Origin of the sequence: Ensifer adhaerens (genome assembly GCF_002940685.1) — a bacterium.
In the GTDB taxonomy this organism is placed as follows: domain Bacteria; phylum Pseudomonadota; class Alphaproteobacteria; order Rhizobiales; family Rhizobiaceae; genus Ensifer; species Ensifer adhaerens_E.
The window spans coordinates 1-26607 of sequence record NZ_PNFP01000027.1 but is presented as its reverse complement, the minus strand read 5'-3'; the positions used below and the strand labels follow the sequence as shown (position 1 = coordinate 26607).

Here is a 26607-nt window from a genome sequence, read left to right as displayed (position 1 = left end):
CCGCCATCGTTCATCAGTTCCTGCTTGACGACCCCTGCCACCTTATCCATAGTGCTCAGATGTCAGACCAATTTGGCCTCTGGGGAGGGCGCCGAATGAGTGAACCGGCAAGAGCGGCGCTGATGCCCCTGCCCCCGGCCGACCGGGCCCGGCAGGTGATTGCCGCGTTGGCTGACTACATCGATCAATCGGGCCTCAAGCCGGGCGAACGCCTGCCGGCCGAACGCGAGCTGATGACGGCACTTGCCGTCGGTCGCTCCACCATCCGCGAGGTCATCCGCCACTTCCAGGCGCTGGGCGTGGTCGAAGCGCGCAAGGGCAGCGGCACCTATCTTCTGCGCACGATCTCGGGCGCAACCGTCCATATGCCGCTCACGCTTGACGCCGCGCACTTACGCGATGTGCTGCTGATGACGCTCGAGGTTCGCCGCGGCATCGAGGTCGAGGCCAACATGGTCGCGGCGCGCCGACGGACCGACGAAGACCTTGAGATCATCGAGGTCAAGCTCAACGAGATGGAGCGGGTGCATATCGCCAAGGGCACGTCGGGCCCGGAAGACCTCGCCTTCCACCTGGCGATCTACGACGCCACGCACAATCCACTCTTTCGCCAGCTGCTCGAACAAATGCGCGAGGCCTTCGAGCGCTTCTGGGACCATCCTTTCGATCGCACGGATTTCGCCCGCCGCTCCTTCCCGTTCCACCGCACCCTCTTCAACGCGATCGCGGCAAAGGACCCTGAAATCGCGCGCGAAGAAACACTGAAAATCCTCGCGATCGTCGAGGAAGACATCAAGGAAATGTCCAAATGACCAACGGCCTCGATCCGTTCGACCATGCCTCGCTGATCGTCGCGCATGACGAGGGCCACGCCTTCGACGCCGTCGTGCCGCCGATCGTGCAGACCTCGCTCTTCACCTTCAAGGACTATGACGACATGGTCGCCTCCTACCGGGGCGAGCGCGTGCGGCCGATCTATACCCGCGGCCTCAACCCGACGGTACGCATGTTCGAGGAGATGCTGGCGAAGCTCGAAGGCGGCGAGGACGCGATCGGTTTTGCGAGCGGCATGTCGGCGATCTCGTCGACCGTGCTCTCCTTCGTCGAACCCGGCGACCGCATCGTCGCCGTCAACCACGTCTACCCCGATGCTTTCCGCCTGTTCGGCACGCACCTGAAGCGCATGAAGATCGAGGTGACCTATGTCGACGGCCGCGACGAGGAAGCGGTTGCCAAGGCCCTGCCCGGCGCCAAGCTCTTCTACATGGAAAGCCCGACGAGCTGGGTGATGGACACCCACGACGTCGCTTCCCTTGCCCGCCTGGCCAAGGACCAGGGCATCATCACCGCGATCGACAACAGCTGGGCAAGCCCGATCTTCCAGCAGCCGATCTCGCTCGGCGTCGATCTCGTCATCCATTCGGCCTCGAAGTATCTCGGCGGCCACTCGGACGTCGTCGCCGGCGTCGTCGCCGGATCGAAGGAGCTCATCGGCCGCATCCGTTCCGAAGCCTATCCCTATCTCGGCGGCAAGCTTTCGCCCTTCGATGCCTGGCTCCTGATCCGCGGCCTGCGCACCCTGCCGATCCGTATGAAATCGCATGAGCGCTCGGCGCTTGAAGTGGCGCGTCGCCTGCAGGCCCATCCGCTGGTCGAGACCGTCTGCCATCCCGGCCTCGGCAACACCCTGCCGCCGGGGCTCTCGGGCACATCAGGCCTCTTCTCCTTCATCTTCCGCGAAGGCGTCGACGTCAGGCGCTTCGCGGATCATCTCGAACTCTTCAAGCTCGGCGTTTCCTGGGGCGGACATGAAAGCCTCATCGTGCCGGGTGAAGTCGTGCTGTCGCAGAAAGCCCAGCCCAATTCCGCGGCCGCCTTCGGCATCTCGCCGCGGTCGGTACGGCTCCATGTCGGCCTGGAGGGAACGGAGGCCCTCTGGAGCGATCTCGAAGCGGCGCTCGCCGTCGCTTCGACTGACTGACAGGAGCGGGATGAGGATCCCGTTCCGCCCACTTTGAACCAAAACCAACGAAGAAAAGAGGGAACAGAAATGAAGAAACTGATCACTGCCACGCTTCTCGCCAGCCTCATGGCCGGAAGCGCGCTCGCCGACACCAAGCTGAAGCTCGTCGAGGTTATCACCAGCCCCGAGCGCACCGAGACCCTGAAGTCGATCGTCGCCAAGTTCGAGGCCGCCAACCCCGGCACGACGGTCGAGATCATCTCGCTGCCCTGGGGCGAAGCCTTCCAGAAGTTCGCGACCATGGTTTCGGCCGGCGAACTGCCCGACGTCATGGAAATGCCCGACACCTGGCTGTCGCTCTATGCCAACAACGGCATGCTCGAAAGCCTGGAGCCTTACCTCGCCAAGTGGGAACACACCGGCGGCCTGACGGAACGCGCGCTCGAACTCGGCCGCGACGTCAACGACACCGCCTACATGCTGCCCTACGGCTTCTATCTGCGCGCCATGTTCTACAACAAGAAGCTCTTGTCGGAAGCCGGCGTCAACGAGCCGCCGAAGACCATGGACGATTTCGTCAAGGCGTCCGAAGCCGTCTCGAAGCTTCCGGGTAAATCCGGCTACTGCCTGCGCGGCGGTCCGGGCGGCCTCAACGGCTGGGTAATGTTCGGCGCCACCATGGCCGGCAGCAACACCTTCTTCAACGAGGACGGCACCTCGACCATGAACAGCGAAGGCTGGGTCAAGGGGCTCACCTGGGTGATCGACCTTTACAAGAAGGGGCTGGCACCGAAGGACAGCGTCAACTGGGGCTTCAACGAAATCGTCGCCGGCTTCTATAGCGGCACCTGCGCCTTCCTCGACCAGGATCCGGACGCGCTGATCGCCATTGCCGAGCGCATGAAATCGGAAGACTTCGGCGTCACCACCATGCCGAAGGGCCCGAGCGGCAAGGCCTTTACCACCATCGGCTTCGCCGGCTGGTCGATGCTGTCCGCCAGCCAGAACAAGGACCTATCCTGGAAGCTGATCGAGACGCTCGAAGGGCCGGAAGGCAACATCGAGTGGAACAAGCGCACCGGCGCGCTGCCGGTGCACAAGTCCGCCGAGAAGGATCCCTTCTATGCGAGCGCGCAGTTCAAGGGCTGGTTCGACGAGCTTGCCGACAAGGACGTCGTCCTGACGGTCATGCCGACCTACCTCGAGGAATTCGCCTTCTTCAAGGATTCGCTCGCCATCAAGACGACCCAGGAAGCGCTGCTCGGCGACATCACGCCGGAACAGCTCGCCAACCAGTGGGCGGAATACCTCACCAAGGCGCAGCAGAAGTTCCTCGCCAGCAAGAAGTAAGCCTTGGCCGGTGGCGGTTCGCCGCCACCGGCCCTCTTCGAGCGGAATGACGTCGGCGCGGTCTCCGCCCGCACTCCGCTCCGACTGACGAAAACGAGGCACGTCGAAAAAACCGGCGGCCGCACAGGGGAAATTTTGATCGATGGACCATGTCGCCCGCCAAGGCGGCCTGCCGGCAGGCAGGACACCGCTGAAGAAGCGCATCGCCGACAGCGCAGCGCCCTATCTCTATAGCGCGCCGGCGCTGATCCTGATCGTCACCGTGATGCTGGTGCCGCTGGTGCTCGGCGTTTCCTACGCCTTCCGTGATATCCAGCTTTTAAACCCGTTCTCCGGCGCCTATATCGGGCTCGATCACTTCCGGGCGCTCTCCGAAGACCAGGCCTTCTACCGGGCGCTGCGCAACACGCTCTGGTGGACCGGCGCGTCGGTCTTCTTCCAGTTCGTCTTCGGCCTGATCCTGGCGCTGCTGCTCGACAAGCCCTTCTACGGCCGCGGCCTTGCCCAGGCGCTCGTCTTTCTGCCCTGGGCCGTGCCGAGCTTCTTGGCCGGCCTCAACTGGGCCTGGCTGTTCAATCCGGTCGTCGGCCCCCTGCCGCATTGGCTCTTCGGCCTCGGCATCATGAGCGAGCCGCACAACATCCTCTCCGACCCGCAGCTTGCCATGTGGGGGCCGATCATCGCCAATGTCTGGTGGGGCATTCCCTTCTTCGCGATCACGCTGCTCGCAGCCCTTCAGGCGATCCCGCGCGACCTCTATGAGGCCGCCAGCATCGACGGCGCCGGCCCGGTGCAGCGCTTTTTCTCGATCACGCTCCCCTTCCTCGCGCCGACCATCGCCATCACCATCCTCCTGCGCACCGTCTGGATCTCGAACTTCGCCGACCTGATCATCGTCATGACCAATGGCGGACCGGCCGACCGCACCCAGATCGTCGCCAGCTACATCTTCACCCAGGCCTTCAAGCGGCTGGATTTCGGTTACGCCTCGGCGATCGCGCTCGTGCTCCTGGCACTGCTGCTCGCCTATTCGATGCTGATCGTCATCCTCAGACAATGGCTCTTGAGCAAGGATTGAGACGATGCGCGCCAAACCTCTTCTCCTCTTGATCGCGCACCGGCTGGCAATCCTTGCCTACATCGCGTTTGCGCTCTTCCCGCTCTATTGGCTCCTGAAGGTCGCCGTCACTCCGAACGACCTGCTCTATTCCGAAGGCATTCGGATGTGGCCGTCGCGCGCCAGCCTCGAGCATTTCGACTTCGTGCTGCGCCACAGCGCCTTTCCGGTGTTCTTCAAGAACAGCCTGATCGTTTCGGGTTCCACGGCCGTCATCGTCACCATCCTCGCCTCGCTCTCGGGCTATGCACTGTCGCGCTTCAACTTCCGCGGCAAGTACTGGCTGGTGGCGCTGATGCTCCTGACGCAGATGTTTCCGCTGGTCATGCTGGTGGCGCCGATCTTCAAGATCCTCTCGCCGCTCGGCTTGACCAACAGCCTGACCGGCCTCGTCATCGTCTACACCGCCTTCAACGTGCCCTTCGCCACCTTCCTGATGCAGTCCTTCTTCGACGGCATTCCGAAGGACCTGGAGGAAGCGGCGATGATCGACGGTGCCACCCAGTTCGTCGCCTTCCGCCAGATCATCCTGCCGCTGACGCTGCCCGGCATTGCCGCGACCCTCGGCTTCGTCTTCACCGCCGCCTGGAGCGAACTGCTGTTCTCGCTGATGCTGATTTCCGGCAACGACCAGGCGACCTTCCCCGTTGGACTTCTGTCCTTCGTGTCGAAGTTCTCCGTCGACTTCGGGCAGATGATGGCAGCCGGTGTGCTCGCACTCATCCCCGCCTGCCTCTTCTTCCTGCTCATTCAACGTTATCTCGTCCAGGGCCTCACGGCCGGCGCGGTCAAAGGCTGAGGATCATCCCATGGCTTCCATCGATATCGCCAACATCCAGAAATCCTACGGCATCCACCCGGTCCTGCACGATGTGGATCTCAAGATCGGCGACGGCGAGTTCGTTGTGCTCGTCGGCCCCTCCGGCTGCGGCAAGTCCACCCTTTTGCGCATGATCGCAGGTCTTGAAAGTGTGACCTCGGGCGAAATCCGCATCGCCGGCAAACGTGTGAACGAGCTCGCGCCGAAGGATCGCGACATCGCCATGGTGTTCCAGTCCTATGCGCTCTACCCGCACATGTCGGTCGCCAAGAACATGAGCTACAGCCTCAGGCTCCGCAAGACAGCGAAGGAGAAGATCGCAAGCGTCGTCTCCGGAGCGGCCGCCAAGCTCGGGCTCGATCCGCTGCTCGAGCGCCGGCCCCGCGCGCTTTCGGGCGGACAGCGCCAGCGCGTCGCCATGGGGCGTGCCATCGTGCGCGAACCCAAGGCCTTTCTCTTCGACGAGCCTCTGTCGAACCTCGATGCGCGCCTGCGCGAGCAGATGCGCGCCGAGATCAAGAAGCTGCACAAGGATCTGGGCGCCACCTCGATCTACGTCACCCACGACCAGATCGAGGCGATGACGCTCGCTGATCGCATCGTCGCGATGAACGGCGGCTTCGTCCAGCAGGTTGGCAGCCCGCTCGATCTCTACGACCGGCCAGCCAACCTCTTCGTCGCCGGCTTTATCGGTTCGCCCGGCATGAACTTCTTCGAGGGCACTTACCTGAACGGCACCGCCCCGCGCTTCGAGACCGAAGGCGGCGTCACGATACCCGCGCAGCCGCATCCCGCGTTGGCAGACGGCGCCAAGGCGACGCTCGGCATCCGCCCGGAGCACGTCGAAATCGGCGTCGAAGGACCTGACGCGCTGAAAGCCAATGTCGATCTGGTCGAGCCGACCGGCTTCGGCATCATCCTGCACCTCTCCTTCGGCCGCGCCGGCTTCAAGGCCTTCACCAACGACCGCAAGTTCCTGAACGCTTCGGGCACGCTTCCCGTACGCCTGGCTGTCGAGCGGTTGCACTTCTTCAATGCCGATGGCAATCGCGTCTGATCGCCAGCACCGGCCATGGCGAAAATTTAGGCGGAGAGCCGGCGACAGGCCGGCTCCGCCGGTTGACTTCCTGAGGGCGAGGCGTACCGTTTCGGTGTCGCAAGTATCAACCGCCCGTGGCGCCAACTTAAGAGAAGCAAGCACCGCCAAAAAGACAGATTGACGATAGCCTTCCTTGCCTGCGCCCGGCGATTTTGAGGAAGTGTCATGCGAATTCTTGTTGTTGCCCTTGCCTTTTCGACAACGATGCTCTGTCCGCTCGCAGCCCTTTCGCAAGAGGGCGATGCTAGCGCCGGAGCCACTGTCTTCAAGAAATGCGCCATCTGTCACGTCGCCGACAGCGATACCAACAAGGTTGGGCCATCCCTCAACCATCTGTTCGGGCGAACGGCGGGCACCCATGCCGACTTCAGCTACTCTCCGGCCATGATCGACGCAGGAAAGGCCGGGCTCGTCTGGGATGAGGCGCATCTGCGCGACTATCTGCACAATCCCCGCACCAAGATAAAAGGCACCAAGATGGCCTTCGCCGGGCTGAAGGACGACACCGATATCTCCAACCTCATCGCCTATCTCAAGCAGTATTCGCAGTAGGCTGAAAAGACCAAACGCAACTGCTGCCTGCACGGAGGCGGTGAATTGCGGCTATTCGACGTTCGTGCAATAATTGCAGGTACAGCGCCGCGCGTCTCACCAGACGCGCAAAGGTCGCTGTAGAACTTTGAATCCCTGCATGTTTTTGTCCTTTAATCGGCTGTGATTAAAGGAGACATGCAGCAGGCTCTACGGATTGCGTATTCATGCCCACAGCCGCCAGCGGCGAGGAGGGACAGAAATGGCCGTGGTAGTTGTTCTGGTTTTGGTGGCCGTCGGTTCGGTGTTGTTCCATCTGTTGAGCCCATGGTGGTGGACGCCGATCGCGTCCAACTGGAATTACATAGACAATACGCTCATCATCACCTTCTGGATTACCGGCGTCGTTTTCGTCGCCGTCGTGCTTTTCATGGCCTATTGCGTCCTGCGTTTTCGGCATCGCCCGGGAAACCAGGCGGCCTATGAACCGGAAAACAGGAAACTCGAAGGGTGGCTTGCCGGCGGCACCACGCTCGGCGTCGCCGCCATGCTCACCCCCGGCCTTTTCGTCTGGCACCAGTTCGTGACCGTTCCCGACGGTGCGGCGGAAGTCGAAGTCGTCGGCCAGCAATGGTTGTGGAGCTACCGGCTGCCCGGCGCCGACGGCAAGCTTGGAACGTCGGAAACCCGCGATATCACGCCTGAAAATTCGCTCGGCCTCAACCGCAATGACGCGGCAGCCCTCGACGACGTCGTCATCGAAGGCGGCGAGTTGCATCTGGAAGTCGGCAAGCCGGTGAAGATCCTGTTGCGCTCGGTCGACGTGCTGCATGATTTCTACGTGCCGGAGTTCCGCGCCAAGATGGACATGGTGCCGGGCATGGTCACCTATTTCTGGCTGACGCCGACGCGCACCGGCACGTTCGAGGTGCTGTGCGCCGAACTCTGCGGCACCGGCCACCCACAAATGCGCGGCACCGTCGTCGTCGACAGCGCCGCCGATTACCAGGCCTGGCTTTCGCAGCAGACGACATTCCAGCAATTGCAGGCAAAGGCAGGAACGAAGGAAACGGCGCAGGCAGTGAGTGCCGCCCCGGCGCAATAGGAGGCGCCCCGACGGCGAGAGCAACTCCACGGTTCATCGTCCGGAGTTGCGTGTTTCAAAGCGTTGGATCGAGATGATCCGGTGTTGGGAGGTTCTCGCAGATGGTCGACATCCGGCATGGGACGGGCGAACAGATTGGCCCCGCGGAAGTGGAGGACGTGGAGCTTTATCATCCGCACAGCTGGTGGACACGCTACGTCTTCAGCCAGGATGCCAAGATCATCGCCGTGCAATATGCCTCGACCGCGATCGCCATCGGCATGGTTGCCCTGGTGCTCTCCTGGCTGATGCGGCTGCAGCTCGGCTTTCCCGGCGCCTTCGCCTTCATCGACGCCGAGCGCTACTACCAGTTCATCACCATGCACGGCATGATCATGGTGATCTATCTCCTGACCGCGCTGTTCCTCGGCGGCTTCGGCAACTACCTGATCCCGCTGATGCTCGGCGCGCGCGACATGGTGTTTCCCTACGCCAACATGCTGAGCTACTGGCTCTACTTGCTCGCCGTGCTCGTGCTCGTCGCGAGCTTTTTTGCGCCGGGCGGGCCGACCGGCGCCGGCTGGACGCTTTATCCGCCCCAGGCGGTGCTTTCGGGCACGCCCGGCGGCAAGGACTGGGGCATCATCCTGATGCTGTCGTCGCTCATTCTCTTCGTCATCGGCTTCACCATGGGCGGCCTCAATTATGTCGTCACCGTGCTCCAGGGCCGCACCCGCGGCATGACGCTGATGCGCATGCCGCTCACCGTCTGGGGCATCTTCACCGCGACCGTGATGGCGCTGCTTGCCTTCCCCGCCCTCTTCGTCGCCTGTGTCATGATGCTGTTTGACCGGGTTCTCGGCACCAGTTTCTTCATGCCGGCGATCGTCGAGATGGGCGAACAGCTGCAGCACGGCGGTGGCAGCCCGATCCTGTTCCAGCACCTGTTCTGGTTCTTCGGCCACCCGGAAGTCTACATCGTCGCGCTTCCCGCCTTCGGCATCGTTTCCGATCTCATCAGCACGCATGCCCGCAAGAACATCTTCGGCTACCGCATGATGGTCTGGGCAATCGTCATCATCGGCGCGCTCTCCTTCATCGTCTGGGCGCACCACATGTATGTCAGCGGCATGAACCCCTATTTCGGCTTCTTCTTCGCCACGACCACGCTGATCATCGCCGTGCCGACGGCGATCAAGGTCTATAACTGGGTGCTGACGCTGTGGCGCGGCGACATTCATTTGACGCTGCCGATGCTGTTTGCGCTCGCCTTCATCGTCACCTTCGTCAATGGCGGGCTGACGGGCCTCTTCCTCGGCAATGTCGTCGTCGACGTGCCGCTGTCCGATACGATGTTCGTGGTCGCCCATTTCCACATGGTCATGGGCGTGGCACCGATCCTCGTCATCTTCGGCGCGATCTACCATTGGTATCCGAAGATCACCGGCCGCATGCTCAACGAGGCGATGGGGCAACTCCACTTCTGGGTCACCTTCGTCGGCGCCTATCTGATCTTCTTCCCGATGCACTATCTCGGCCTGATCGGCATGCCGCGCCGCTACTACGAGATGGGCGAGACCGCCTTCGTGCCGGCTTCCGCCCATACGCTCAACGAGTTCATCACCATCATGGCGCTCATCGTCGGCGCGGCGCAGATCGTCTTCCTCTTCAACCTTATCTGGAGCATCCGCCACGGGCGCGAAGCGGGCGGCAACCCCTGGCGGGCAACCACGCTCGAATGGCAGACGCCGGAAACGCCGCCGCGCCACGGCAACTGGGGCAAGGAACTGCCGATCGTCTACCGCTGGCCCTACGACTACAGCGTTCCAGGCGCAGCGGAAGATTTCATTCCGCAAACGCAGCCCGGCACCACAAGCCATGCGCCGGAGGGGGCCTCATGAACGTCACCCTCGCCTTCCTGGCGGTGATCCTCGCGATCGCCGGCTGGTGGCTCAGCCGGCAGCGGCTGTTCTCCAAACCCTGGCTGGAAGTCGGCCACGCCCACGACCAGCGCCCGCTCGATAGGCCCACGATCCCACCAGCGAAGATTGGTCTCGGCGTCTTCCTCGCCGTCGTCGCAGCGCTCTTCTCCCTTTTCATCAGCGCCTATTTCATGCGCATGGCCTCCACCGACTGGTGGTCGACGCCGATGCCGAGGATCCTGTGGCTCAACACCGCCATTCTCGGCCTCGGCAGTCTGCTGCTTCATACGGCGCGGGTGACGGCCGAGCACCACCGCGACGAGGCAAGCCGCACGGCACTGATCGCAGCTCTTGCAACGGGCCTCGCCTTCCTCGTCGGCCAGGTCCTCGCCTGGCGCGAGCTGACCGACGCCGGTTTCCTGCTTGCCGACAATCCGGCCAACAGCTTCTTCTACATGATCTCTGGCATGCATGGCCTGCACATCCTCGGCGGCCTTTTCGCGCTTGCCCGGGTGATCCTGAAAACACGCGCTGGCCCGATGGACGAAAAGGCCGTGCTGTCGATCACGCTCTGCGCCACCTACTGGCACTTCATGCTGGCCGTATGGCTGGTGCTATTCGCGCTCTTTTCCGGCTGGGCGAACGACTTCGTCGAACTCTGCCGGCAACTCTTGACCTGAGGAGCCAAGCATGTCCGCCGAGACACATCCATCTGTCAGAGAGCCGCTCCGCCGCCCCGCGGGTCTTGCCGGTTTCGCCTCCGACTGGGCCTCCGACCAGCGGACGTTCAAGAACGTCTCCTGGGGCAAGGCGATGATGTGGATCTTCCTCTTGAGCGACACCTTCGTCTTCGGCTGCTTCCTCATCGCCTACATGTCGGCGCGCATGTCGACCGCCGTTCCCTGGCCCAATCCGAGCGAGGTCTTCGCGCTGCATATCGGCGGCGCCGACGTTCCGCTGATCCTGATCGCCATCATGACCTTCGTCTTGATCACCTCCAGCGGCACCATGGCGATGGCCGTCAACTACGGCTATCGCCACGACCGCAAGAAAACCGCCTTGCTGATGGTGATAACGGCCCTCTTCGGCGCCACCTTCGTCGGCATGCAGGCTTTCGAATGGACGAAGCTGATCACCGAGGGCGTGCGCCCATGGGGCAATCCCTGGGGCGCTCCCCAATTCGGCTCGACCTTCTTCATGATCACCGGCTTTCACGGCACGCACGTTACCATTGGCGTCATCTTCCTCTTGATCATCGCCCGCAAGGTCTGGCGCGGCGACTTCGAGACCGGCAAGCGTGGCTTCTTCACGAGCCGCAAGGGACAATACGAGATCGTCGAGATCACCGGCCTCTACTGGCACTTCGTCGATCTTGTCTGGGTGTTCATCTTCGCATTCTTCTATCTGTGGTGAGGCACGGCCATGGCAGAAACGACGGCACATACCGACACGATACCGCAAGCAGCGTCGCAAGCTCCGGCGCAGGAACACCAGCAGCACCCGATCGGTCTCTACCTGGTCGTCTGGCTCTTGCTCTTCGTGCTCAGCACCTTCTCCTACCTCGTCGACTATGTCGGGCTGCAGGGCTATCTGAGGTGGTCGCTGATCTTGATCTTCATGCTGCTGAAGGCCGGCCTCATCGTCGCGATCTTCATGCACATGGCCTGGGAGCGGCTGGCGCTGATCTACGCGATCCTGCTGCCACCGCTCCTGGTATTGGTCTTCGTGGCGCTGATGGTCTCGGAATCGCACTACGTGCTCTTAAGCCGTCTGACCTTCTTCGGCGCCGCGCCGTGAGGATGAGGGCGGCGCTGCCTAAGGAGGCGGCACCGCTGGTTGTCTTGTGCCTCAGTGCTGCTGAAGCCCGGTGATCATCGCGATGATCTCGTTCTTGTCGGTCTTCGCCGTCTCGCGGATGCCGATCTGCTTGCCGCGACGCAGGACACAGATGCGATCCGACAGCTTGAAGACCTGGTCGAGGCTATGGCTGATGATCAGCACGCCGATGTTGCGGCTTTTCAGCGATTCCACGATCTCTTCGACCTTGGCGGTTTCGGCAACACCAAGCGCCGCCGTCGGTTCGTCGAGAAGGATCAGCTTGCTCGCCCAATGGGTGGCGCGGGCAATCGCGACGCCCTGACGCTGCCCGCCAGAGAGGTCGCGGATCGTCGCATGAGCCGAGGGGATGCGGACATCCAGTTCCTTCACCAGCGTTTCCGTCTCGGAAATCATCCGGCGACGGTCGAGTAGGCCGAAACGGTTTACCGGCTCGCGGCCGAGAAACATGTTCATATAGACCGTCTGCTGGTCGGCAAGCGCCAGGTCTTGATAGACGACCTCGATGCCATGGGCGCGCGCCATGGTGGCGTTCGACATCGCCACGGTCTGGTTTTCGATGGTGATCGTTCCCGAGGTCGGCGTGTAAACGCCTGAGATGATCTTGATCAGCGTCGACTTGCCGGCGCCGTTGTCGCCGACGAGCGCCACGATCTCGCCCGGACGGACCTCCAGCGAGAAGTTCTCGATCGCGGTGACGCCGCCAAAGGTTTTGCGGATGTCCTTCAGCTTCAGGACCGGCTCTGCTGCAGCACTAACGTTCGCGTTCATGACGTCGCCCCTCATACCGGCCAGGCCGCGGTTTCGCCGAAACCGTTTTCGATCGTTTCCACCTTCGGCGCGCCCTTGGAGATGCCCGACACGCCGACGACATAAGCGCGCGTGACGAAGGCCTGCCCGCGGAAGCCGAACACCGCCGTATCGCCAGGCTTCGGCGCCGCCGCACCGCTGGCGTCGATCATCGCGTAATAGTCGATCGCCGAGGGCGGTGGCACCTCGACGCTCCTGAGCGCCGATGCAGCCGTGGTCGGTTCAGTCGATACGATCGCCTTGACGTCGTAATCCGGAAAGATCGGGTCGATGTAGAAGCCGCCGCCGAAGCAATAGGCCTTGCCGCCCGAGAGATGGGAAACTTCGGTGAGGTAGAGCACCGCCGGCAGTTCCGGCAGATCTTCCATCACGTGCAGTGCGGTGGTGCCGTGCAGACCGTTGCCCGGCTCGCATTGCGTCGCGCCCGCTTCGGCAAGGGCCGGGAGCATGACACTGGAGGTCGTGCCCGGCGCATTCACCTCGATCCCGTTGCGGCCGGCCTTGGCCAGCGCCTCGGCAGCCTTCGACAGCGTCGCGAGATTGTGTGTCGGCTTCACCTTGCGGCTTTCATGGTCGAAGAGCAGCGCCGGAAAGGTGGTGATGCCGGCAAAGCGGCCACCGTCGAGCGCATCGAGACGATCCGCCACCGCGGCAACGTCGCTGGCATCGAACCCGCCTTCATGGCCGCGGTAGAAGGTATCGCCTTCCGCCCGGATACGGGCGAGCAGATCCTGCCGATAGCCGGCGGCATGTGCCCCAGCCGCCGCTTCTGCAGCCTTTTCGTCGTTGAAGACCGTCCAATAGTCCGGCCGGAAGGTTTTCGCTGCGGCAGCCGCCTCATGACGCGCGACCTGCTGCAGGTGACCGAGATGGCCGACCTTCAGACCGGCCTTGTGGGTGGCGCGGGCGCAGGCCATATCGACGGCAACCGAACGGTCGATACCGCCGCGCTGCACGGCATCACAGAAGGAGCTGGAGCGGCCGACCTGCTTGGTCATGGCGAAGATCTTCAGGCCGAGGCGTCGGGCCTCGTCGCTCAAGACCTTGGCGTTGGCTTCGACCGCGTCGAGGTCGAGAACATAGGCGTTTGCTGGGATCTTACCCTGCTGATGCAGAGCCATCGCTGCTTCGATGAAGGCCGGGTTGCGGCGGCGAAGAACGTCGAGAAACATGAAATCCTCCTTCAGCGGGACTTTTCGCGCAGCGACACGGCGACCGCGGCGAGGATGATGAGACCGCGAACGATCATCTGGTCGGAAACGGAAAGGCCCATCAGGATCAGGCCGTTGTTGAGCATGCCCATCATCAGCGAGCCGACGAGCGCGCCGATGATCGTGCCCTTGCCGCCGTTGAGCAGCGTGCCGCCGACGATGACGGCGGCGATCACCGTCATCAGATCGGTCTCACCGAGCGTGTACTTCGCCGCCTGCAGGCGACCGGCATAAAGCAGGCCCGCGAGGCCGGCGAGGCCGCCGCTGATCATCAGCACGGCCAGCCGAATGCGCGGCACGCTGATGCCGGAAACGCTCGCAGCCCGGCTGTTGTCACCGGTCGCCAGCACATGGGCGCCGAAACGGGTCTCGCGGTAGATGATATGGCCGCAGACGACGGCGACCACGGTCCACCAGATCAGCGACGGCACGCCGAGGAACGAGCCTGAGCCGAAGAAGCCGGTAAAGGAGCTGTCGGTCACCGGGATCGAGCGCAGGTTGGTCATCGAACGCGAGACACCGGCGAAAAGCCCGAGTGTCGCGAGCGTCACCAGAAACGACGGCAGCTTGACATAAGCAACGAGCACGCCGTTCAGGAGCCCGATCAGCAGGCCCGCGCCAATGCCGACCACGACACCGGCAGCGAGGCCATAGTCGTTGACGGTTACCGCCGCCGCCAGCGCCGACACGGCAACGGTCGAGCCGATCGACAGATCGATCTCGCCGGCCGACATGACGAAGACGAGGCCGATCGCCATGATCGTCACCGGTGCTGTCTGCAGCATGATGTTCGACAGGTTGCGAACCGTCAGAAAGCCGCTGTCCCGAAGCACGATGGCGAAGAACAGAAAGATCGCCAGGAAGCCAAGATAGACGACGTATTGCTGCAGGTTGAGGCGACTGACGAAGCTCGCCGGCTGGCCGCTCGCGCTGGAATGGGCACTGGACATTATTCTTCCTCCGAAGGCAGGGGGAATGCTCCCCCTGCACTACGGCGCCGCGGGTCTGGTCAGACGCGCAAAGGTCGCCGCAGCACTATAAGAAGCTGCATGTTATGCTCATGCAGCGGGCATCATTTCATCACTTCATCGCATCCGCGATCGTCGCGGGCACATCCTTGTTCAGAGACTTCCTCCAGCCGTCGGCGACCGTCGCCTTGGTGACTGCGAGCGAGTCGACCACCAGGAAAGGCTCGGCCTTCTTGCCGACCAGCGAGCCGGCCGCGGCACGCGCCGCGGTGACGCCGATATTGTAGGCTTCGTCGGCGACCAAGGCTGCGATGTTGCCGCCCTTGACCATGTCGAGCGCTGCCGGCTCGTTGAGGTCGAGCGTCACGATCTTGGTATGGGTGTTGCCGGCGCCGCGCAGCGTCGAAAGAACGCTCAGCGCCGGTTCGGCCCAGGTCACATAGATCCCGTCGAGATCCGGGTTCTGGGTGATCATCCCTTGCGCGATTTCCTCGCTGCGGGCGGGATCCGCCATGCCGGCCTCGGCAACGATCTTCATGTCGGGATAGTCCTGCTCGATCGTCGACTTGAAGGCGCCGTCGCGCTGGTTGGTCACGTAGAAGTCGGCATCGTGATAGATGTAGCCGAGCTTGCCCTTGCCGCCGAGCGCATCCGCCATGGCGACGGCCGCCTTGTTGCCCATCTGGAAAAGGTCGTCCGAGACGATCGTCACATAGTCCTTGCCGTATTCGTAACCGGCCGGCGAATTGTCGACGAAGGCGAGCTTCACACCGGCGCTGCGTGCCGGATCGTAAACCACGGCGGCGGTTGCCGGGTCGACCGGCAGCGACAGGATGATCGAGGGCTTCTTGGCAAGCACCGTCTCGACATCCGCCTTCTGGCGGGCGGCATCAAAGCCGGCATCGGTCTGTGCGACCACCTCGACGCCGAGGCGCTTGAACTCGTCCTGGGCGCCGCTGTTGACCGCGTTGGTGTATTCGCTCATCTCGTGCCAGACGAGCGCTGCGGTAAACTTGCCGTCCTTGATCTGCTGTTCCTGCTCCGCCGTCAGCGTCAGGCTGCCCGCCGGCGTCGGCGTCTCGCCATGCGGCCCTGTAGTCTTGCCGTCAGCCGCATAGCCTGATGTTGCGGCAAATACCGTCGCCAGCAACGCGAAATGTCTCACTGCCCTGTGCATCTCTGCCTCCCTTTGGGATGATGCCGCCGGAAGCGTCCTCTCTCCCGGCGGCCGCCCGATTACTTTGCCGCGTCGAGCACCGACTGCGGCGCATCGCGGTTGAGCGACTGCTTCCAGCCCTCTGCAACGTTTTCCTTGGTGACCGTCAGCGCCGGTGCGACGACAAAGGCCGGCGTCTGCTGGCCGAGCAGCGACTTCAGGCCGGCGGCCGCCATCGCCCTTCCAAGCTCATAGGCCTCGTCGGCCACCAGTGCCGTGACGTTGCCGCCCTTGACCATGTCGAGCGCGACCGGTTCAGCGAGGTCAAGCGTGACGATCTTGGTCTTGGTATTGCCGCTCGAGCGCAGCGCCGAAAGCACGCCGTCGGCCGGCTCGGCCCAGGTCACGTAGATGCCGTCGAGGTCAGGGTTCTGCAGCAGCATGGCACTTGCCAGTTCTTCCGCGCGGGCCGGGTCCGAAATGCCCTGCTCGGCGACGATCTTGATATCCGGATAGTCCTTCTCGATCGTCGACTTGAACGCCTGGTCGCGCTGGTTGGTCACGTAGTAGCTGGCGTCATGGAAGATGTATCCAACCTTGCCCTTGTTACCGATTGCCTTTGCCAGCGCGTCTGCCGCCTGCTTGCCCATCTGGAAGAGATCGTCGGTGACGATCGAGGCATAGTCGGCGCCCTGCTTGTAGCCGCTCGGCAGATTGGAGAGGAACACCAGCTTGCTGCCATCGGTGACGGCCTGACGGAAGGCCTCGGCCGAGGTCACCGGATCGAGCGGCAGCGCGAGGATCACGTTCGGCTTGGCGGCCAGCGCGGTCTCGATGTCGCTGCGCTGGCGGGCAGCATCGAAGCCGGCATCCGTCGTCACGGCGATCTCCACGCCGGCGCGGGCAAACTCGTCCTTGGCGCCGGCCGAAACCGCGTTGGTGAAGTCGGACGAGGTGTGCCAGAGCAGCGCCGCCTTGTAGCCCTTGCCTTTCAGCGCGCCGATATCGGCATCGGTCAGGGCGACATCGGCGCTCGGCGTTGCGCTCTCGCCGGACGGACCGACGGTCTGGGCGGAAGCGGCACCTACGGCAAGCACGAAACCGCTGACGAGCGCAGCAGCCATCAATTTCTTCAGAAGCATTGTCGTTCTCCCTCTTGTTTGGCAGTTCAGTCCATGACGCCGCAGTAGCGGGCCATGAAAGCGGCAAAACCGACGACGCCGGCGAGGTATTCCTCGACCTCGACCCGTTCCTCGTAGGTGTGGCAATTGCGGATATCGCCCGGTGCGCAGTAGACCGCCGGCACGCCGAGGCGATTGACGAAGAATGGCGATTCCGACCAGAAGGGTGCGCCCTCGATCACGCCGCGGCCTGCCATGGCCTCAGCCATCGCGGCCGACAAAGCGCCGACTTCCGCCGCTGTCTCGTCGATCTCGGCAGCCGTGCCCCCGAGTGCGTGGTCGCGACCCGCCGGATAGGAAAACTCAACCGTGATCTCCGGATCGGTGATCGCCGAACGAACCGCCGCTTCGATCTCGGCCGCTGCCATATCCAGCGATTCCCCCGGTAGAAGCTTGCGGATCAGCGACAGGGTGCAGCGCTCGGGAACGGCAATGTAGCCGCCGCCGGCAAGCCCCGTGATCAGCAGAAAACTGCGGCCGATCAGCTTGTGTTCGGCGCGCGCGGCGATTTCGTCGGAATGTTTCCAGAGGGCCGACATTGCCGCGTGGCTCGCGCGCAAAGCGTCCTTGCCGAGCTCAGGCACGCCGAAATAGGCCGACTTTCCTGTAATCGTGATATCGGTGATGAAGAAGCCGATCTGCGCCGGATAGACCGAAAGCCGGGTCGGCTCGACATAGACGACGAAATCTGGCCGCTCGATCTCTCCGGTTTCGATGCGGCCGACCAGATCCTTGATGCCGGCCGAAACGCCGGTACCCGGCTGGCCGCTTTCCTCGTCGCCGATGAACGCAAAGGCCACGTCGCCGGCCAGATCCATGCCAGCCTTGTCGAGCAGCGACAGCGCCGCCAGCGACGCGCAAATGCCGGCCTTCAGATCGCCCGAGCCGCGCCCCCAGACCGCGCCGTCGATGATCGGTGCAGCGAAGGGATCCTCGCGCTCGGTACCGGCCCAATGCTCGCGCCAGCCGTCGACATGCACCGTATCCGTATGGCCAACGAACAGTAGGCGTGGCCCCTTGCCGCGCCCCTTGCGCTCCGCCCAGACGTTCGGCCGCCCCGGCAGGAACTCCGCCGTTTTCAAGCCTTCCAGGCCAAAGCGCTGCATCGTTTCGGCCAGAAAGGCGACGAAATTCGCCTCGTTGCCGGTAATGCTCTCACGCCCGATCGCGCCACGAAAAAGATCAATCGCCGTCTCGCGATCAAGCACCGCGCGCAAACGTTCGACCAAGCCGTCATTCATCGTCATCAAATCGCCTCCCGAAGCGCGTTGACGTTTGCCCGCGGCAGCGAAATCCGGCCATCGGGCGCATCGACCCCGAACAGGGTATTGTGCAGCTGACCGAGCCCGATCGCCGCCGCCCCGATGATCGCTGCGCGCGCGCCGAGTTCACCGGTCTCCACATTGACCGGATAGGGGAAGCACTGCGGCAGGAAGGCTTTTACCCGCTCAAGCATTTCCGGCCGCAGCCCGATGGATCCGCCCAGGATGACCTTCTGCGGGTTGGCGATCGCGGCAATCGCGGCAACGCCGGCTGCCAGATACCGCGCAGTGTCATCCAGCACCGTCAGGGCTGCCGCATCGCCCGCTTCCGCCTTGGCAAAGATGGTGGGAACCGTGACCGTGTTGCCCGAAAGTGCCGCGTAGCGCTCCGCCATGCCGTGCGAGGCGACGGCGCGCTCGAAGGCGCCGGTGCGCAGCGATTCCGCCTCGAACGGATCAGCGCCGAGCGGCAGGAAACCCATTTCACCGGCCGCATTGCTGACGCCGCGCACCAGATGACCGCCGACCATCAGGCCGCTGCCGACGCCGGTCCCCAGCGCCACATAGGCAAGGTTGTCGATCCCCTGCCCCTGCCCCAGCCAGTTCTCGCCGAGGACGGCGAGATTGACGTCGTTCTCAAGCATCGCGCCGAAGCCGAGCACCTCTTCGAAGGCGCCGACGACATCCATCGTGTCGAAGCCGGCAATATTCGGCGCAAGCAGCACACGGCCGGTCTCGCTGCAGGGCGCACCAGGAACGCCGACCACCGCGAGCCGGATCTTCTCGCGGGTGATCTTCTGGCGATCGGCCGCATCAAAGGCCATGGCAGCGATCTGCTCGACGACGAAGCGGCCGCCACGCGGATCGGTCGGCGCCGTGTCTTCGGCAAAGATCTGGCAGGCGAGATCGGTGATCGCCACGCGCACCTTCGTGCCACCGAGGTCGACGGCGATGATGAAGGCGGCATCACACACCAGTTCGTAGGTGACGGCGGTGCGCCCGACATGGCCGCTGGTGCGCCCGGTCTCCTGCACCCAGCCCTCCTCTTCGAGGCCGCGGACGATCTCCGAAATGGTCTGCTTGGAAAGGCCGGTCTGCTTCGAGATCGACGCACGCGAAATCGGGCCGCCCTGGACGATCGCCTCCATGACGGAGCGCTGGGAGAACTTCCGGGAGATGCGCAAGCTGTCGTTCACGGGGGCCTCTTTTAATTCGTTCTGTTACCGAACTTATTAACATCAGGCATCGCTGTCAATCTTACCCGATGGGATTATCTTTCGTGGCCAACGCCGCGACCACTGGAAAGCAGGCAGATCGCCATGACGCATTCGGATGCGTCGCCATTTGCGATATGCTAGATGAAATCAGATTGGCGCTGAGGGGCGCTTTTTCTCACGAAATCAGTGGCATGACCGTCTCTACAGCTCTCGTTCCGCGATCCGCAAAATGCTCGGCTCTGGTCGTGCAGTTTGATGAGAATGTCGTAGACAGGCTCTGGTCGGGGCGGATCAGGCCCTAAAATCCGGCATCCAATCCAACTAGGGTCGCAATCAATGGCAGAGTTTCCGCAAAAGGCGAAAGTCGTAATCATCGGGCTGGGTGGCATCGTCGGTGCTTCGATCGCGCACCACCTGATCGAGCGCGGCTGGGACGATATCGTCGGCATCGACAAGTCGGGCGTGCCGACCGATATCGGGTCGACCGCACACGCCTCGGACTTCTGCTACACCACCAGCCACGACTATCTCTCGGTCTGGACGACGCAGTATTCGATCGATTTCTTCGAGAAAATGGGTCACTACGCCCGCATCGGCGGCCTGGAAGTGGCCCGCACCGGCGACGATGTCTGGATGGAAGAGATCAAGCGCAAGCTGTCCTCCGCCAAGGCCTTCGGCACCCGCGCCCACTATGTCTCGCCGGCTGAAATCAAGAAGATGTTCCCGCTGATCGAAGAAGATCAGGTCATGGGCGGCATGTTCGACCCGGATGCCGGCCTCGTCATCCCGCGCTCGCAGACGGTCGCCGGCAAGCTGGTCGATGCGGCGGAAAAGTCGGGCAAGCTGCAGGTCTTCGGCAACACGCCGGCAAAGTCGCTGATCGTCGAGAACGGCCGCATCAAAGGCGTCGTCACCCATCGCGGCACGATCATGGCCGACCACGTCATCGTCTGCGCCGGCATCTGGGGCCGCCTGATCGCCGAAATGGTCGGCGAAGACCTGCCGGTCATGCCGGTCGACCATCCCCTCACCTTCTTCGGCCCGTACAACGAGTTCGAAGGCACCGGCAAGGAGATCGGCTTCCCGCTTCTGCGCGATCAGGGCAACTCCGCCTATATGCGCGACACCGGCGATCCGAAGACCACCGAAGGCGGCCAGATCGAGTGGGGCTATTACGAGACCACCAATCCGCGCCTCTGCCATCCGCGCAACATTCTGGAAAAGCACGAGGCGCGCCTGTCGCCCTCACAGCGCGACCTCGAGATGGAACAGATCATAGAGCCACTTGAGCGCGCCATGGAACTGACGCCGATCCTCGGCGAACTCGGCTACAACGAGAGCCATTCCTTCAACGGCCTGCTTCAGGTTTCGGCCGCCGGCGGTCCTTCCTGTGGCGAGAGCCAAAAGGTGCGTGGCCTCTGGTACTGCGTGGCCATCTGGGTGAAGGACGGCCCCGGCTACGGCAAGCTGATCGCCGACTGGATGACCGACGGCCGCACCGAGATCGACCATAACTCGATCGACTATTCCCGCTTCTATCCGCACCAGCTCGAGGAAAAGTTCATCGAGGGCCGCTGCTTCGAGGCGGCGCAGAAAATCTACTATCCCGCCGTACACACCCGCGAGCCCTATGCCAGCGGCCGCAACGTCAAGCGCTCGCCCTTCTACGAGCGCGAGAAGGAGCTCGGCGGTTACTTCATGGAACTCGGCGGCTGGGAGCGTGCCCATGGCTACGCCGCCAACGAGCATCTGCTCGAAAAATACGGCGACCGCGTTCCCGTGCGCGAAAACGAGTGGGACAGCCGCCATTTCTGGCGCGTTTCCAACGCCGAGCATCTGGCGATGAGCGAGGACTGCGGGATCGTCAACCTCTCTCATTTCCATATGGTCGACATCGAAGGTCCTGACCATGTCGAGCTGCTCGAATGGCTGTGCGCCGCCAAGGTCGGCGGCGACGGCAACATCGGCAAGGGCATCTACACCCACTTCCTCGATGACGAGGGCATGGTTCGCGCCGACTTCACCGTCTTCCGCATGGCCGACCGCTGCCGCCTCGTCAACGGCGCCGACGCCGGCCCGCGCGACTTCCAGTACATGCGCCGCGTCGCCGAGGACCGTGGCCTCGACGTCACCATCACCGACGTCTCGGAGAAGTTCATCACCATCGGCATCTGGGGTCCCAATGCCCGTGAGAACCTGAAGAAGGTGATTGCCGATCCCTCGGGCCTCGACATCGAGAACTTCGCCTTCGCCGCCATCAAGCCGATCGAGATCGCCGGCAAAAAGGTCACCGCCTTCCGCATCTCCTATGTCGGCGAGCAGGGCTGGGAACTGCACATGAAATACGAGGACGGTCTCGCCGTCTGGGACGCGCTACGCTCGACCGGCGTCATGGCCTTCGGCGTCGAAACCTATGCGAACTCGCGCCGCATGGAAAAGAGCCTGCGCCTGCAGAACGCCGATCTTCTCACCCAGTACAACCTGATCGAGGCCGATCTTGCCCGTCCGAAGGTCAAGGATGTCGATTTCCGCGGCAAGGCCAAGCATCTCGAATACAAGGCGCGCGAGCACCAGCCGGCCATGCTCTGCACGCTGGTCCTGACGGAAAACACCGACAAGAGCGGCGTCAAGCGCTACCCGGTCGGCACGCTGCCGGTGATCGATCCGGAAACCGGCAAGGTGCTGGTCGACGAACTCGGCCGCCGCTCCTACACCACCTCGATCGCCTTTGGCCCGACGATCGGCAAGAACATCGCCCTTGCCTATCTGCCCTGGTCCCATTGCCAGGTCGGCCGCAAGCTCAACGTCGAATACTTCGCCGAGACCTATCCGGTCGAAGTCGTCGGCATCGGCTACAAGCCGCTCTACGACCCGGAAAACCTGAAGCCGCGCAGCTAAGCCAGCGGCATCAGCCCCCAAAACAAAAAAAGGCCCGCTCGGATCCGAGCGGGCCTTTTCTATGGTCTGCAGACCTAACGAGGTCAGGGCAGCACGTGCCCCGCCGCGGTGAAGAGGCGATACCAGTCCTCGCGCGACAGCGTGATATCGGCGCCGGGCGCGATATCGACCAAACGTTCGGGACTTGTCGTTCCAAGCACCACCTGAATGTTGGCCGGATGGCGGGCGATCCAGGCATAGGCGATCGCGGAAGCCGATACCCCATACTTACCCGCGAGTTCGTCCAGCACCCGGTTGAGTTCGGGAAAGTTCTTTTCGTCGCCGACGAAGACGCCGCCGAAGAAACCCTGCTGGAACGGCGACCAGGCCTGCAGCGTCATGCGGTTGATGCGCGAATAGACGACCACTTCGCCGTCGCGATCGATCGATTGCTCGAGGCCAGCCATGTTCGCCGCGATACCAAAGGCGACCGAGGGGGCATGGGCGATGCTGAGCTGGATCTGGTTGGCGACGAGCGGCTGGCGAACCGCCGTTTTCAGGAGATCGATCTGGCGCGGCGTATGGTTCGAAACGCCGAAATGCCGAACCTTGCCCGCCGCCTGCAGCTTGTCGAAGGCCTCCGCCACCTCCTCCGGTTCCACCAGCGCATCCGGACGATGCAGCAGGAGAAGGTCAAGATAGTCGGTCTTCAGCGCCGCAAGTGACCGGTCGACGGACTGCAGGATATGATCCCTGGAAAAATCGAAATAGCCGCGCCGGATCCCGCACTTGCTCTGCACGACGATCTGTTCGCGCTCGGCAGGTTTCAGCCGCAACGCATCGCCGAAGCGGCGCTCGCAGGCGTGCAACTCGCCGCCATAGATATCGGCATGGTCGAAGACATTGATGCCCACGTCCCTCGCCTTGCCATAGAGCCGGGTTATGGCGTCATCGCTGAGATCGGCGATCCGCATCATCCCGAGCACGGCAGAGGAAACGGAAAGGTCGGTTGGTCCCAGGTTGAATCTTTTCATCGGCTCGCACCATCAATATCGTTTCGAAGGAGGATCTTCGCACGCGGACCGGCGCGGCCGGCCCTGCGAATCTTTGATCCTCATTTTCTAGCAGCCCGACGACGCTTGGCAAATGTTTAGGAGCGGGCGCCGATCGCCCGCTCCCGCGCGCGGACGGGTCAGGCCGCCGAGCGATAGCGCGCCGCCGGCAACGACTGCGAAAAATTGGGCAGCATTGCCAGGCGTGCCGCATCGAGCGTGTTCCACTGCTCCGCCTCCGGCAGCGGCGGGATCGTCACGAGTTCGCGCCGGTCGTAGCCTGTAAGAGCCGCATCGACGAGGTCGCCGACTTCCATCACGCCGGCAAGCGTGTCGACATCGACGCCGGCATGATCCCAGATTTCGGTGCGCGTCGCCGCCGGCAGCACCGCCTGAACGTAGACACCCTTCTCAGCCAGCTCGACATTCAAGCCTTGAGAAAGGAACAGCACGAAGGCCTTGGTCGCGCCGTAGACGGTTGCACCCATCTCAGGCGCAAGCCCGACGACCGACGCGATGTTGATGATCGCCCCCTCGCCTCTCTGCGCAAAACCGGGAGCGGCCGCATGCGCAAGCCTGGTGACCGCCGTGACGTTGAGCGCGATCAGCTTCGAGATGTCCTCGTTCTGCTGCTGAAGAAAGCCGCGGGGGATAGACGTGCCGGCATTGTTGACCAGCACGCCGATGCTCCGGTCTTCGCGCAGGCGCTGTTCGACCTTGGCGAGGTCCTGCTCGACCGTCAGGTCGGCCGTCACCACATCCACGGCCACACCGGTTTCGTTCCTGAGGCGCGCGGCGAGAGCGTCGAGCCGCGCCGTGTTGCGTGCGACCAGAATGAGATCATGGCCGCGACGCGCAAACCGCTCCGCATAGACGGCACCAATACCGGTGGAGGCACCGGTTACAAGGACTGCAGGCTTGCTGTTCATCGATCGTGCTCCTTCAGTTATTCATGATAATCATCATGTATTTGTATATATGATTGCTATCATGTATAATGTCAATCGAAATTTCAGGAGACGATGATGCGCGTGAGCCGGAAGCAGGTCGAAGAGAACAAGAGGATAATACTGGAGGCGGCCGGCCGGCTCTTTAGGGAACGCGGCTTCGAGGCTGTCACCGTTACCGATGTCATGAAGGCAGCAGGCCTCACCCATGGCGGCTTTTACGGCTACTTCAAGTCGAAGGAGGAACTGATCGCGCAGACCATCGCCGGCCTGCAGGGAGGGACCGAACCCCTGTCCGTGGACCTCTCATCCGTCGCGCGTCGTTATCTGTCGCCGGAACATCGCGACGATTATGGCCACGGCTGCCCGCTCGCAGCCTTGGCGTCGGAGGTGAGCCGCCAACCGGGGGCCGCACGGTCGGAGATGACAGGCGTGCTCAAGCGCCAGTTCGTCCGCTTCGGCAAGATCGCGCCGGGCGCGGATGACGAAGAGAGGCGCCGCGCCGCGATCGGCAGTTCCGCCGCCATGATCGGCGCGCTCATCCTGGCACGGATGACCGACGATCCCGACCTGTCGGCCGAGATCCTCGACGAGACGCGGGCGTGGCTTTCCGACAGCGACCCCGAAGGCTCCGCAAGCCACAGGCTTTCCGGGAAAAATCCCAGAGTGGAAGACTAAGAGCGCAAAACTGGGCCATGTCGCTCAAAACGTCGCGACGGTTTTGCGATCGCGACTGCGGCAGGCCAAAAACTTGGAACGCTGCGGCAGAACCGAAGCATGGCGACGCGCATGGCGCGCCCTCGCGCAGCCGGAATGTCCTGGCAGGTGCCGACCTGCGCGCCGGAACAATTTCTCAGCAGGAAGCGGGCGTCGTTGCGTGAAGGACGCACAGCGTCCAAGAAACAGACCCTTGAGGCGTTACCCGCCGGAATTGGAAACGCAGTCTGCGCCCGCGGACCGTCGGTCGCGCCTCATCTGTCGATCGAACGGCGTTGTTACTGGTCGTCATCCCAACCGAACTTCTTCTGCCAGAAGCCGTTCCAGTCCTTCACGGACTGCTGCGTTCGCTGGTAAATTCGCTCGGCGTCCTCCTCCGCCTTCAGGGCCGCCGCCAGCGCAGCGTCGCCCTTCGCGTTAAGCCGCGCCGTTCGCGCGATATCTAAACCGATGCGTGCTTCGCTCTCGGCGTCGGCAAGGAACTGGCCGGAGCTATGGCCCTCAGCGTCGGCAACGTAGTGCAACTGGCTGCCTCCGGTTTTCAGCTCATAGCCGAGCACGATCTCGGTTTCGGCAAAGCGGCTGCGATTGCCGCGCACGGTCGCGGTGAGCGCATTGAAGATGGCTTCCTCATGTCTGAGGCCCGGATTGTTGAGCAGTTCCGCTTCGACCCGGCCCGCGAAGGCCTCGCCCTGCTCGGTAAGGATCGCCTTCAGCGTCGCTCCGACATTGGGGTCACTGGCTTTGAAGCGATCGGAATTCACCAGTTCCAGCGCCTGGCCGATAAAGGCATCGGCCCTTGCCTTCAGCTCCAGCATGCTATTGTTGATTGCACCGAGGGCCTGTGTCGTCGCCTTGCCAGGCTCGGCAGAAACGCCATTTGCGGCCTTGAGGATGCTGTCCGCGCTGTCGGTGGAACCGGCTTTCTCCTCGGACTCGGCCGTCGTCCGCCTGAGGATTTCCAATGCAATGTTTGACGTCGGCGATATGGTGGTCACGCGTATTGTCTCCGCAGCAATAGCCGTGCCTTCTGCACCTGCCTGCCGAATGGGTGCGAACAGCCTCATGCTATTGCGGGGATCAGGGATGAAAGCAACTATAGATTGTATATGTTAATAAACGGGTAACGCCGATCATCCGAGGAGGTCGGAGGATCGCAGCCTCTTTTCCAGGCTGCGGCAGCCAATATGATGAACTCTTGGCCGGTGATTTGCGGTGTATGCGCTTTCGCACGGTGACGTTTGCGCCGCCGCTGGCGGGGCTCTTTCCGGCTGGCGCCCTGCCCTGCCCCTGCCGCTTGCGTTGCGCGGTTTGCGGCTGACGTCTCCGGCTTTTGGGTTGTTCTGGTTTATGTTTTGTGTTGTTTGAACGTCAAAAGCCCGCCGGATTTCTCTCGGCGGGCTTTTTTTGATTTGGTTGCGGGGGCAGGATTTGAACCTGCGGCCTTCAGGTTATGAGCCTGACGAGCTACCGGGCTGCTCCACCCC

Annotated in this window: 24 protein-coding genes; 14 read left to right on the top strand and 10 right to left on the bottom strand. The window is 62.9% G+C overall.

From position 1 onward, the window contains the following. Window positions 1-95: 95 nt before the first annotated feature. From C1A35_RS33270 to C1A35_RS33215, 12 genes are all read left to right on the top strand, one after another. A complete protein-coding gene (locus C1A35_RS33270; RefSeq protein WP_104668500.1) occupies window positions 96-812 on the top strand; it encodes a FadR/GntR family transcriptional regulator in 717 nt (238 codons plus the stop codon). Further along, entirely contained in the window at window positions 809-1981 is a 1173-nt protein-coding gene (locus C1A35_RS33265; RefSeq protein ID WP_104668499.1) for a PLP-dependent transferase, read from the top strand. The genes C1A35_RS33270 and C1A35_RS33265 overlap by 4 nt, the downstream gene beginning before the upstream one ends. Before the next feature lie 69 nt (window positions 1982-2050). Beyond that, the gene (locus tag C1A35_RS33260) at window positions 2051-3313 is read left to right on the top strand and encodes an ABC transporter substrate-binding protein (RefSeq protein WP_104668498.1); all 1263 of its coding nucleotides are present in this window, start codon (window positions 2051-2053) and stop codon (window positions 3311-3313) included. Window positions 3314-3455: 142 nt separating this feature from the next. After that, window positions 3456-4391: a carbohydrate ABC transporter permease gene (locus tag C1A35_RS33255; RefSeq protein ID WP_104668497.1), complete on the top strand. Its 936-nt coding sequence runs from the start codon at window positions 3456-3458 to the stop codon at window positions 4389-4391. Window positions 4392-4395: 4 nt separating this feature from the next. Further along, on the top strand, window positions 4396-5229 hold the full coding sequence (locus C1A35_RS33250) for a carbohydrate ABC transporter permease (protein ID WP_104668496.1): 834 nt from the start codon (window positions 4396-4398) through the stop codon (window positions 5227-5229). 10 nt (window positions 5230-5239) lie between these two features. Next, window positions 5240-6307, top strand: a complete 1068-nt coding sequence (locus C1A35_RS33245) for an ABC transporter ATP-binding protein (RefSeq protein WP_104668495.1) — start codon at window positions 5240-5242, stop codon at window positions 6305-6307. A gap of 207 nt (window positions 6308-6514) precedes the next feature. Next, window positions 6515-6901, top strand: a complete 387-nt coding sequence (locus C1A35_RS33240) for a c-type cytochrome (protein ID WP_104668494.1) — start codon at window positions 6515-6517, stop codon at window positions 6899-6901. A 241-nt stretch (window positions 6902-7142) separates the two neighbouring features. Further along, a complete protein-coding gene (locus C1A35_RS33235; RefSeq protein WP_104668493.1) occupies window positions 7143-7985 on the top strand; it encodes a cytochrome c oxidase subunit II in 843 nt (280 codons plus the stop codon). A gap of 101 nt (window positions 7986-8086) precedes the next feature. After that, the gene (ctaD, locus tag C1A35_RS33230; protein WP_104668492.1) at window positions 8087-9865 is read left to right on the top strand and encodes a cytochrome c oxidase subunit I; all 1779 of its coding nucleotides are present in this window, start codon (window positions 8087-8089) and stop codon (window positions 9863-9865) included. Beyond that, on the top strand, window positions 9862-10566 hold the full coding sequence (locus C1A35_RS33225; RefSeq protein WP_104668491.1) for a cytochrome c oxidase subunit 3: 705 nt from the start codon (window positions 9862-9864) through the stop codon (window positions 10564-10566). Before ctaD ends, C1A35_RS33225 begins: the two co-directional genes overlap by 4 nt. Before the next feature lie 10 nt (window positions 10567-10576). Continuing rightward, on the top strand, window positions 10577-11299 hold the full coding sequence (locus tag C1A35_RS33220; protein ID WP_104668490.1) for a heme-copper oxidase subunit III family protein: 723 nt from the start codon (window positions 10577-10579) through the stop codon (window positions 11297-11299). Window positions 11300-11308: 9 nt separating this feature from the next. Next, the gene (locus tag C1A35_RS33215; protein ID WP_104668489.1) at window positions 11309-11683 is read left to right on the top strand and encodes a cytochrome C oxidase subunit IV family protein; all 375 of its coding nucleotides are present in this window, start codon (window positions 11309-11311) and stop codon (window positions 11681-11683) included. Between the two features lie 51 nt (window positions 11684-11734). Here the strand turns inward: C1A35_RS33215 and C1A35_RS33210 are convergent, their stop codons facing one another. The 7 genes from C1A35_RS33210 to C1A35_RS33180 form a co-directional block, all read right to left on the bottom strand. After that, window positions 11735-12493 (bottom strand): ATP-binding cassette domain-containing protein, encoded by a 759-nt coding sequence (locus tag C1A35_RS33210; RefSeq protein WP_104668541.1) that lies wholly within the window; start codon window positions 12491-12493, stop codon window positions 11735-11737. A gap of 11 nt (window positions 12494-12504) precedes the next feature. Continuing rightward, window positions 12505-13704 (bottom strand): alanine racemase, encoded by a 1200-nt coding sequence (locus tag C1A35_RS33205; RefSeq protein ID WP_104668488.1) that lies wholly within the window; start codon window positions 13702-13704, stop codon window positions 12505-12507. An 11-nt stretch (window positions 13705-13715) separates the two neighbouring features. Continuing rightward, window positions 13716-14693: an ABC transporter permease gene (locus C1A35_RS33200; RefSeq protein ID WP_104668487.1), complete on the bottom strand. Its 978-nt coding sequence runs from the start codon at window positions 14691-14693 to the stop codon at window positions 13716-13718. A gap of 130 nt (window positions 14694-14823) precedes the next feature. Beyond that, window positions 14824-15888 (bottom strand): substrate-binding domain-containing protein, encoded by a 1065-nt coding sequence (locus tag C1A35_RS33195; RefSeq protein WP_104668486.1) that lies wholly within the window; start codon window positions 15886-15888, stop codon window positions 14824-14826. Window positions 15889-15947: 59 nt separating this feature from the next. Continuing rightward, window positions 15948-17009 carry a substrate-binding domain-containing protein gene (locus C1A35_RS33190; RefSeq protein ID WP_104668485.1) on the bottom strand — a complete coding sequence of 354 codons (1062 nt, stop codon included), beginning with the start codon at window positions 17007-17009 and terminating at the stop codon, window positions 15948-15950. Between the two features lie 26 nt (window positions 17010-17035). Next, window positions 17036-18295, bottom strand: a complete 1260-nt coding sequence (locus C1A35_RS33185; RefSeq protein ID WP_199773094.1) for a M20 family metallopeptidase — start codon at window positions 18293-18295, stop codon at window positions 17036-17038. Further along, window positions 18295-19506, bottom strand: a complete 1212-nt coding sequence (locus tag C1A35_RS33180; protein ID WP_104668484.1) for an ROK family transcriptional regulator — start codon at window positions 19504-19506, stop codon at window positions 18295-18297. Before C1A35_RS33180 ends, C1A35_RS33185 begins: the two co-directional genes overlap by 1 nt. Window positions 19507-19863: 357 nt before the next feature. Between C1A35_RS33180 and C1A35_RS33175 the strand changes: the two genes are divergently transcribed. Next, on the top strand, window positions 19864-22425 hold the full coding sequence (locus C1A35_RS33175; RefSeq protein WP_104668483.1) for a GcvT family protein: 2562 nt from the start codon (window positions 19864-19866) through the stop codon (window positions 22423-22425). 83 nt (window positions 22426-22508) lie between these two features. Here the strand turns inward: C1A35_RS33175 and C1A35_RS33170 are convergent, their stop codons facing one another. Both C1A35_RS33170 and C1A35_RS33165 read right to left on the bottom strand, forming a co-directional pair. Then, window positions 22509-23438: an aldo/keto reductase gene (locus C1A35_RS33170; RefSeq protein WP_104668482.1), complete on the bottom strand. Its 930-nt coding sequence runs from the start codon at window positions 23436-23438 to the stop codon at window positions 22509-22511. A gap of 158 nt (window positions 23439-23596) precedes the next feature. Then, on the bottom strand, window positions 23597-24385 hold the full coding sequence (locus C1A35_RS33165; protein WP_104668481.1) for an SDR family NAD(P)-dependent oxidoreductase: 789 nt from the start codon (window positions 24383-24385) through the stop codon (window positions 23597-23599). Between the two features lie 96 nt (window positions 24386-24481). Here C1A35_RS33165 and C1A35_RS33160 point away from each other — a divergent pair, with 96 nt between their 5' ends. Then, complete coding sequence (locus C1A35_RS33160) at window positions 24482-25081, top strand: TetR/AcrR family transcriptional regulator (RefSeq protein ID WP_104668480.1); 600 nt, start codon at window positions 24482-24484, stop codon at window positions 25079-25081. A 317-nt stretch (window positions 25082-25398) separates the two neighbouring features. Here C1A35_RS33160 and C1A35_RS33155 read toward each other — a convergent pair whose 3' ends face one another. Next, window positions 25399-26118, bottom strand: coding sequence for a hypothetical protein (locus C1A35_RS33155; protein WP_104668479.1), 720 nt, complete (start codon window positions 26116-26118; stop codon window positions 25399-25401). Between the last annotated feature and the right edge of the window lie 489 nt (window positions 26119-26607).

Excerpts from the sequence above, each read along its gene's own strand:
- C1A35_RS33270 (WP_104668500.1), top strand. The coding sequence starts at position 96 with ATGAGTGAACCGGCAAGAGCGGCGCTGATGCCCCTGCCCCCGGCCGAC.
- C1A35_RS33265 (WP_104668499.1), top strand. The coding sequence starts at position 809 with ATGACCAACGGCCTCGATCCGTTCGACCATGCCTCGCTGATCGTCGCG.
- C1A35_RS33260 (WP_104668498.1), top strand. The coding sequence starts at position 2,051 with ATGAAGAAACTGATCACTGCCACGCTTCTCGCCAGCCTCATGGCCGGA.
- C1A35_RS33255 (WP_104668497.1), top strand. The coding sequence starts at position 3,456 with ATGGACCATGTCGCCCGCCAAGGCGGCCTGCCGGCAGGCAGGACACCG.
- C1A35_RS33250 (WP_104668496.1), top strand. The coding sequence starts at position 4,396 with ATGCGCGCCAAACCTCTTCTCCTCTTGATCGCGCACCGGCTGGCAATC.
- C1A35_RS33245 (WP_104668495.1), top strand. The coding sequence starts at position 5,240 with ATGGCTTCCATCGATATCGCCAACATCCAGAAATCCTACGGCATCCAC.
- C1A35_RS33240 (WP_104668494.1), top strand. The coding sequence starts at position 6,515 with ATGCGAATTCTTGTTGTTGCCCTTGCCTTTTCGACAACGATGCTCTGT.
- C1A35_RS33235 (WP_104668493.1), top strand. The coding sequence starts at position 7,143 with ATGGCCGTGGTAGTTGTTCTGGTTTTGGTGGCCGTCGGTTCGGTGTTG.
- ctaD (WP_104668492.1), top strand. The coding sequence starts at position 8,087 with ATGGTCGACATCCGGCATGGGACGGGCGAACAGATTGGCCCCGCGGAA.
- C1A35_RS33225 (WP_104668491.1), top strand. The coding sequence starts at position 9,862 with ATGAACGTCACCCTCGCCTTCCTGGCGGTGATCCTCGCGATCGCCGGC.
- C1A35_RS33220 (WP_104668490.1), top strand. The coding sequence starts at position 10,577 with ATGTCCGCCGAGACACATCCATCTGTCAGAGAGCCGCTCCGCCGCCCC.
- C1A35_RS33215 (WP_104668489.1), top strand. The coding sequence starts at position 11,309 with ATGGCAGAAACGACGGCACATACCGACACGATACCGCAAGCAGCGTCG.
- C1A35_RS33210 (WP_104668541.1), bottom strand. The coding sequence starts at position 12,493 with ATGAACGCGAACGTTAGTGCTGCAGCAGAGCCGGTCCTGAAGCTGAAG.
- C1A35_RS33205 (WP_104668488.1), bottom strand. The coding sequence starts at position 13,704 with ATGTTTCTCGACGTTCTTCGCCGCCGCAACCCGGCCTTCATCGAAGCA.
- C1A35_RS33200 (WP_104668487.1), bottom strand. The coding sequence starts at position 14,693 with ATGTCCAGTGCCCATTCCAGCGCGAGCGGCCAGCCGGCGAGCTTCGTC.
- C1A35_RS33195 (WP_104668486.1), bottom strand. The coding sequence starts at position 15,888 with ATGCACAGGGCAGTGAGACATTTCGCGTTGCTGGCGACGGTATTTGCC.
- C1A35_RS33190 (WP_104668485.1), bottom strand. The coding sequence starts at position 17,009 with ATGCTTCTGAAGAAATTGATGGCTGCTGCGCTCGTCAGCGGTTTCGTG.
- C1A35_RS33185 (WP_199773094.1), bottom strand. The coding sequence starts at position 18,295 with ATGACGATGAATGACGGCTTGGTCGAACGTTTGCGCGCGGTGCTTGAT.
- C1A35_RS33175 (WP_104668483.1), top strand. The coding sequence starts at position 19,864 with ATGGCAGAGTTTCCGCAAAAGGCGAAAGTCGTAATCATCGGGCTGGGT.
- C1A35_RS33170 (WP_104668482.1), bottom strand. The coding sequence starts at position 23,438 with ATGAAAAGATTCAACCTGGGACCAACCGACCTTTCCGTTTCCTCTGCC.
- C1A35_RS33165 (WP_104668481.1), bottom strand. The coding sequence starts at position 24,385 with ATGAACAGCAAGCCTGCAGTCCTTGTAACCGGTGCCTCCACCGGTATT.
- C1A35_RS33160 (WP_104668480.1), top strand. The coding sequence starts at position 24,482 with ATGCGCGTGAGCCGGAAGCAGGTCGAAGAGAACAAGAGGATAATACTG.